This is a genomic window from Pseudomonas sp. MWU12-2020, from assembly GCF_023100605.1.
GTDB classification, from domain to species: Bacteria; Pseudomonadota; Gammaproteobacteria; order Pseudomonadales; family Pseudomonadaceae; genus Aquipseudomonas; species Aquipseudomonas fluorescens_H.
Window position 1 is genome coordinate 145,584 of the sequence record NZ_JALMEX010000014.1, and the last position, 6,472, is coordinate 152,055.

The 6,472-nt window shown below is 56.6% G+C and carries 6 protein-coding genes; all 6 read left to right on the top strand.

Going from position 1 to position 6,472, the window contains the following annotated elements; translation table 11 throughout:
* Positions 1–382 precede the first annotated feature (382 nt).
* Positions 383–2,107, top strand: a complete 1,725-nt coding sequence (locus M0814_RS25395) for an acetolactate synthase 3 large subunit (RefSeq protein WP_045122841.1) — start codon at positions 383–385, stop codon at positions 2,105–2,107.
* A 2-nt stretch (positions 2,108–2,109) separates the two neighbouring features.
* A complete protein-coding gene (gene ilvN / locus M0814_RS25400; protein WP_003205610.1) occupies positions 2,110–2,601 on the top strand; it encodes an acetolactate synthase small subunit in 492 nt (163 codons plus the stop codon).
* Positions 2,602–2,649: 48 nt separating this feature from the next.
* Entirely contained in the window at positions 2,650–3,666 is a 1,017-nt protein-coding gene (ilvC, locus tag M0814_RS25405; RefSeq protein ID WP_003228216.1) for a ketol-acid reductoisomerase, read from the top strand.
* A gap of 146 nt (positions 3,667–3,812) precedes the next feature.
* Positions 3,813–4,670: a CDP-diacylglycerol--serine O-phosphatidyltransferase gene (gene pssA / locus M0814_RS25410; protein WP_003228213.1), complete on the top strand. Its 858-nt coding sequence runs from the start codon at positions 3,813–3,815 to the stop codon at positions 4,668–4,670.
* A gap of 63 nt (positions 4,671–4,733) precedes the next feature.
* On the top strand, positions 4,734–5,747 hold the full coding sequence (msrP, locus tag M0814_RS25415; RefSeq protein WP_103484948.1) for a protein-methionine-sulfoxide reductase catalytic subunit MsrP: 1,014 nt from the start codon (positions 4,734–4,736) through the stop codon (positions 5,745–5,747).
* Positions 5,747–6,358: a protein-methionine-sulfoxide reductase heme-binding subunit MsrQ gene (gene msrQ, locus M0814_RS25420; RefSeq protein ID WP_103484947.1), complete on the top strand. Its 612-nt coding sequence runs from the start codon at positions 5,747–5,749 to the stop codon at positions 6,356–6,358. The genes msrP and msrQ overlap by 1 nt, the downstream gene beginning before the upstream one ends.
* Positions 6,359–6,472 lie beyond the last annotated feature (114 nt).

Genomic DNA, 6,472 nt, shown 5'->3' on the forward strand with positions numbered 1-6,472 from the left:
ATTGCGCAATTGACACTAACAGAGTAGCGGTTTTCAGGTTTTTTCTTGCGTTCTCATGTGCTTACCCACAATTAAGCACATTGACGGCTTGACTTGGAGAGGGCGAAACAGAAGAATCCAAAGTCCGCTGTAGAGGGACTGCCAGAAGCAGACCCACTCGGTAGATCATGAGGCGCATATCCGCGTCGACCTGTTACACCCGCAACGCGTTACCTCGCGCTGGGTGGGAAAGGCCCGCAACACTTGGGACGATCCCAATACTTGCTCAGTCAGTGCTGACGTAGTCGGCGACCACCGTCGCTCATGCTCTGCCGAGAAGTAAACCTATTAAGACCCGCCCCTTTTGTGTGGACGGTATTCTGGCGTTTTAGAGGTGAACAACGTGGAGCTTTTATCTGGCGGTGAGATGCTCGTCCGCTTCTTGCGTGACGAAGGCGTCAAATATATCTACGGGTACCCTGGTGGTGCTCTCCTTCATGTTTACGATGCCCTGTTCAAAGAACCGGAAGTGACCCACATCCTGGTTCGTCACGAGCAAGCGGCTACCCATATGGCTGACGGCTACGCCCGTGCCACCGGTAAAGCCGGCGTGGTATTGGTGACTTCCGGTCCAGGCGCCACAAACGCCATCACCGGTATTGCCACCGCCTATATGGATTCGATTCCAATGGTGATCATTTCCGGTCAGGTGCCAAGCACCATGGTCGGCACCGACGCGTTCCAGGAAACCGACATGATCGGTATCTCCCGGCCGATCGTGAAGCACAGCTTCATGATCAAGCACGCCTCGGAAATCCCGGAAGTCATGAAGAAGGCCTTCTACCTTGCACAATCCGGTCGTCCAGGTCCGGTCGTGGTCGATATCCCGAAAGACATGACCAACCCGGCCGAGAAGTTCGAATACGTCTTCCCGAAAAAAGCCAAGCTGCGTTCCTACAGCCCGGCCGTTCGCGGCCACTCCGGGCAGATCCGCAAAGCGGCAGAAATGCTCCTGGCGGCCAAGCGCCCAGTGCTTTATTCCGGTGGCGGCGTGATCCTGGGCAACGGTTCCGCACCGCTGACCGAACTGGCCAAAATGCTCAACCTGCCAGTGACCAACACCTTGATGGGCCTGGGTGGTTTCCCAGGCACCGACCGTCAGTTCATCGGCATGCTCGGCATGCACGGCAGCTACACCGCCAACCTGGCGATGCACCATGCCGACGTGATCCTGGCTGTCGGCGCACGTTTCGATGACCGTGTAATCAACGGCGCGGCGAAGTTCTGCCCGAACGCCAAGATCATCCACATCGACATCGACCCGGCTTCGATCTCCAAGACCATCAAGGCCGACGTGCCAATCGTTGGCCCGGTGGAGAGCGTCCTGACCGAAATGGTCGCGATCCTCAAGGAAATCGGCGAGACCCCGAACAAGGAGTCCGTTGCCAGTTGGTGGAAGCAGGTCGATGAATGGCGCGGCGATCGCGGCCTGTTCCCTTATGACAAGGGCGACGGCAGCCTGATCAAGCCACAGACCGTGATCGAGACCCTGTGCGAAGTGACCAAGGGCGATGCCTTCATCACTTCCGACGTGGGCCAGCACCAGATGTTCGCTGCGCAGTACTACAAGTTCAACAAGCCGAACCGCTGGATCAACTCCGGTGGTCTGGGCACCATGGGCTTCGGTTTCCCGGCGGCCATGGGCATCAAGTTGAGCTTCCCGGATGACGACGTTGCCTGCGTCACCGGCGAAGGCAGCATCCAGATGAACATCCAGGAACTGTCGACCTGCCTGCAATACGGCTTGCCGGTGAAAATCGTCATCCTGAACAACGGCGTTCTGGGGATGGTTCGTCAGTGGCAGGACATGAGCTATGGCAGCCGCCACTCGCACTCTTATATGGAGTCGCTGCCTGACTTCGTCAAACTGGCTGAAGCCTACGGTCACGTCGGCGTGCGCATCACCGATTCGAAAGATTTGAAGTCGAAGATGGAAGAGGCGTTCGCCATGAAAGATCGTCTGGTGGTGATCGATATTTCGGTCGATACCAGCGAGCACGTCTACCCGATGCAGATCAAAGACGGCTCCATGCGCGATATGTGGCTGAGCAAGACGGAGCGTACTTAATCATGCGGCACATTATTTCCTTGCTTCTGGAAAACGAACCCGGCGCTTTGTCTCGCGTAGTCGGCCTGTTCTCGCAGCGCAACTACAACATTGAAAGCCTGACGGTGGCCCCAACCGAAGACCCGACGCTGTCGCGTCTGACGCTGACCACTGTCGGTCACGATGAAATCATCGAGCAGATCACCAAAAACCTGAACAAGCTGATCGAAGTGGTCAAGCTGGTGGACCTGTCGGAAAGCGCTCACATCGAGCGCGAGCTGATGTTGGTCAAGGTCAAGGCCACTGGTGCCCAGCGCGCCGAGATCAAACGCACCACCGATATTTACCGTGGACAGATCGTCGATGTCAGCGCCAGCGTGTATACCGTTCAATTGACCGGTACCAGCGACAAGCTCGACAGCTTCATTCAGTCCATCGGCACCGCATCGATTCTGGAAACCGTCCGTAGCGGCGTGACCGGCATTGCCCGCGGCGACAAAGTACTCAGCATCTAAACCAAATTAGCGAATGGCCTGAACGGCCTGGATATATAGGGGAAATTCATGAAAGTTTTCTACGATAAAGACTGCGACCTGTCGATCATCCAGGGCAAGAAAGTTGCCATCATCGGTTACGGCTCCCAAGGCCACGCTCAAGCGTGCAACCTGAAAGATTCCGGTGTCGACGTTACCGTCGGTCTGCGTAAAGGTTCGGCCACTGTTGCCAAAGCCGAAGCCCACGGCCTGAAAGTGACCGACGTTGCTTCCGCTGTAGCTGCTGCCGATCTGGTCATGATCCTGACCCCGGACGAGTTCCAGTCCTCGCTGTACAAGAACGAAATCGAGCCGAACATCAAGAAAGGCGCCACCCTGGCCTTCTCCCACGGCTTCGCGATCCACTACAACCAAGTTGTTCCGCGTGCCGACCTCGACGTGATCATGATCGCGCCGAAAGCTCCGGGTCACACCGTACGTTCCGAGTTCGTGAAGGGCGGCGGTATCCCTGACCTGATCGCGATCTACCAGGACGCCTCGGGTAACGCCAAAAACGTTGCGCTGTCCTACGCAGCTGGTGTGGGTGGCGGTCGTACCGGCATCATCGAAACCACCTTCAAGGACGAGACCGAAACCGACCTGTTCGGCGAACAAGCCGTACTGTGCGGCGGTACCGTTGAACTGGTCAAAGCCGGTTTCGAAACTCTGGTTGAAGCTGGCTACGCGCCGGAAATGGCCTACTTCGAGTGCCTGCACGAACTGAAACTGATCGTTGACCTCATGTACGAAGGCGGTATCGCCAACATGAACTACTCGATCTCCAACAACGCTGAGTACGGCGAGTACGTGACCGGTCCGGAAGTGATCAACGCCGAATCCCGTCAGGCCATGCGCAATGCCCTGAAACGTATTCAGGACGGCGAATACGCCAAAATGTTCATCAGCGAAGGCGCAACCGGCTACCCTTCGATGACCGCCAAGCGTCGTAACAACGCCGCTCACGGTATCGAAATCATCGGCGAGCAACTGCGCTCCATGATGCCGTGGATCGGTGCCAACAAGATCGTCGACAAAGCCAAAAACTAAGTCGTCATCCTTGTACGAAAAACGCGGCTTCGGCCGCGTTTTTTCGTTTGAAACCGATGGTTCTGGTATAAAGCTGCATCGTTTGTGGCCGAACCGTCGTCACAGGCACCTGTCGAAACTTTCCAAACCGTTGCAAGGTAATGTCCATGAGCGAACGTCCCGAAGAGCCGAACCAGGCTTCTGACGCCGAAAGCCTGCTGCCCATCGATGAACATGTCGAGGAAGGGCACGACGCAGAAGGTCGTAAAGTCCGGCATCGTGGTATCTATCTGCTGCCGAATCTGTTCACCACTGCGAACCTGTTCGCAGGGTTTTATTCCATCATCAACTCGATGAGTGCCCAGGCTGCCTTGAGCGCCGGGGACTCTGCGAACGCGAGCAAGTATTTCGCCTTCGCCGCGATCGCAATCTTTGTGGCCATGGTGCTCGATGGTCTTGATGGGCGTGTCGCGCGCATGACCAATACGCAAAGTGCCTTCGGCGCCGAGTATGACTCGCTGTCGGACATGGTCGCTTTCGGTGTCGCGCCGGCGTTGCTGGCCTTTGGCTGGGCATTGGGCGACATGGGCAAGGTCGGCTGGATGGTTGCCTTCATCTATGTAGCCGGTGCCGCTTTGCGTCTGGCGCGTTTCAACACCCAGGTCGGTACGGCGGACAAGCGCTACTTCATCGGTCTGGCCAGTCCGGCAGCTGCCGGCGTGGTCGCTGGGATCGTCTGGGCGTTCAGCGATTACGGCATTCAGGGTTCGAAGATGTCGTTCCTGGTCGCGCTGATGGTGGCGGCTGCCGGCATGCTGATGGTCAGCAACATCAAGTACAACAGCTTCAAGGAGCTGGATTTGAAGGGCCGTGTGCCGTTCGTGGCGATTCTTGCCGTGGTGCTGGTGTTCGCCGTGGTGTTCAGCGATCCACCGCGCATTTTGCTGCTGGTGTTCCTCGCTTACGCCGCTTCCGGCCCGGTGCAATATCTGTTGCATCTTCGTCGTCACAAAAACGCCGAGTGATGTAATTTCCCGCATACTCCGCAGTCTATGGGTGCATCTGTCCTCCAAAGCTGCGGAGTTGCCATGCTGATCAAAATCCCCAAAGCGTCCGACTGCCATGAGTCGGATGTCACGCCTGAAGCCATTTATCTTTCTCGTCGCCAATTGCTCGGAGCTACCGCTGCCGGTATCGCCGTGAGCAGCCTGCCGCGTTGGGCCAGCGCTGAAGACGCGGCGCGTTATGCCGATGTCGAGCCGGGCAAGGCGCCTGCCTGGTTTGCCGAGAAGCTCCCCTCTACTAAATGGGGCGCAGTCAACGTCAAGGATGAGGCGATCACGCCTTATAAAGACGCGACCCACTACAACAACTTCTATGAGTTCGGCACTGACAAGGGCGATCCGGCTGCCAATGCCGGTTCGCTGAAAACCGAGCCGTGGAGCGTTGTCGTCGATGGGGAAGTGGGTAAGCCCGGGCGTTACGCGCTGGAAGACTTCATGAAGCCGTACCAGTTGGAGGAGCGTATCTATCGCCTTCGCTGTGTTGAAGCGTGGTCGATGGTCATCCCGTGGATTGGCTTTCCGATTTCTGCGTTGCTCAAGCAGGTCGAGCCGACCTCTAAGGCCAAATACATTCGCTTCGAAACCCTGCAGGATCCCAAGAGCATGCCAGGGCAGCGCTCGGGTTTTGCCCTGATCGACTGGCCTTATGTAGAAGGCTTGCGCCTTGATGAGGCGATGAATCCCTTGGCGATTCTGGCGGTAGGCATGTATGGCCGCGAGTTGCCTAATCAGAATGGTGCGCCGCTGCGTCTGGTGGTGCCGTGGAAGTACGGCTTCAAAAGTGTGAAGTCGATTGTGCGGATAAGTCTGGTCAGCGAACAGCCCAAGACCACCTGGCAGAGCATCGCGGCTGATGAATACGGGTTTTATGCCAACGTGAATCCCACGGTCGATCATCCGCGCTGGACTCAGGCGCGGGAACGGCGTCTGCCGAACAGTCTGTTCAAGCCGAATGTGCGTGATACACAGATGTTCAACGGCTATGCGGATGAAGTTGCTTCTTTATATACAGGGCTCGATCTGCGGAAGAACTACTGATGCGATATCCGTTCTGGCGTGTAGGCGTGTTCATTGCGGCGGCGATCTGGCCATTGCTTTGGTTTTATCAGGCGTTTGCCAATGTGCTCGGTCCGGATCCTGGCAAGGTGCTGGTTGATCGATTGGGGCTGGGGACGCTGGTATTGCTGTTGATCACGTTGAGCATGACGCCGCTGCAGAAATTGACGGGGTGGGCAGGGTGGATTGCTGTGCGACGTCAATTGGGACTCTGGTGTTTTGCTTATGTGGTTCTGCACCTGTTCAGCTATATGGCGTTTATTCTCGGTTTCGACTGGTCGCAGTTGGGCGTGGAGTTGCGTAAGCGGCCGTACATTATTGTGGGGACGTTGGGTTTCCTTGGTCTGTTGGCGTTGGCGGTGACTTCCAATCGCTACAGTCAGCGCCGTTTGGGTGTGCGCTGGAAGAAATTGCATCGGTTGGTGTATGTGATTCTCGGGCTGGGATTGCTGCATATGCTGTGGATCGTGCGTGCTGATCTCAAGGAGTGGGCGATCTATGCCTTTATAGGTGCGGTGCTTTTACTGATGCGTGTACCTGCGGTTGCGCGGCGAATCCCGCGTTTGCTGACCAAAAAGCAGGTTTTGCAATAAAACTGAAATTAACGGTTGACGGCAGATTCTGGAGGTCTATAATTCGCCCCACTTCCGGCGCAGTCGAAACGGAAAACTCCTTGAGATTCAATGAGTTACGCGGTTTTCGGCAGC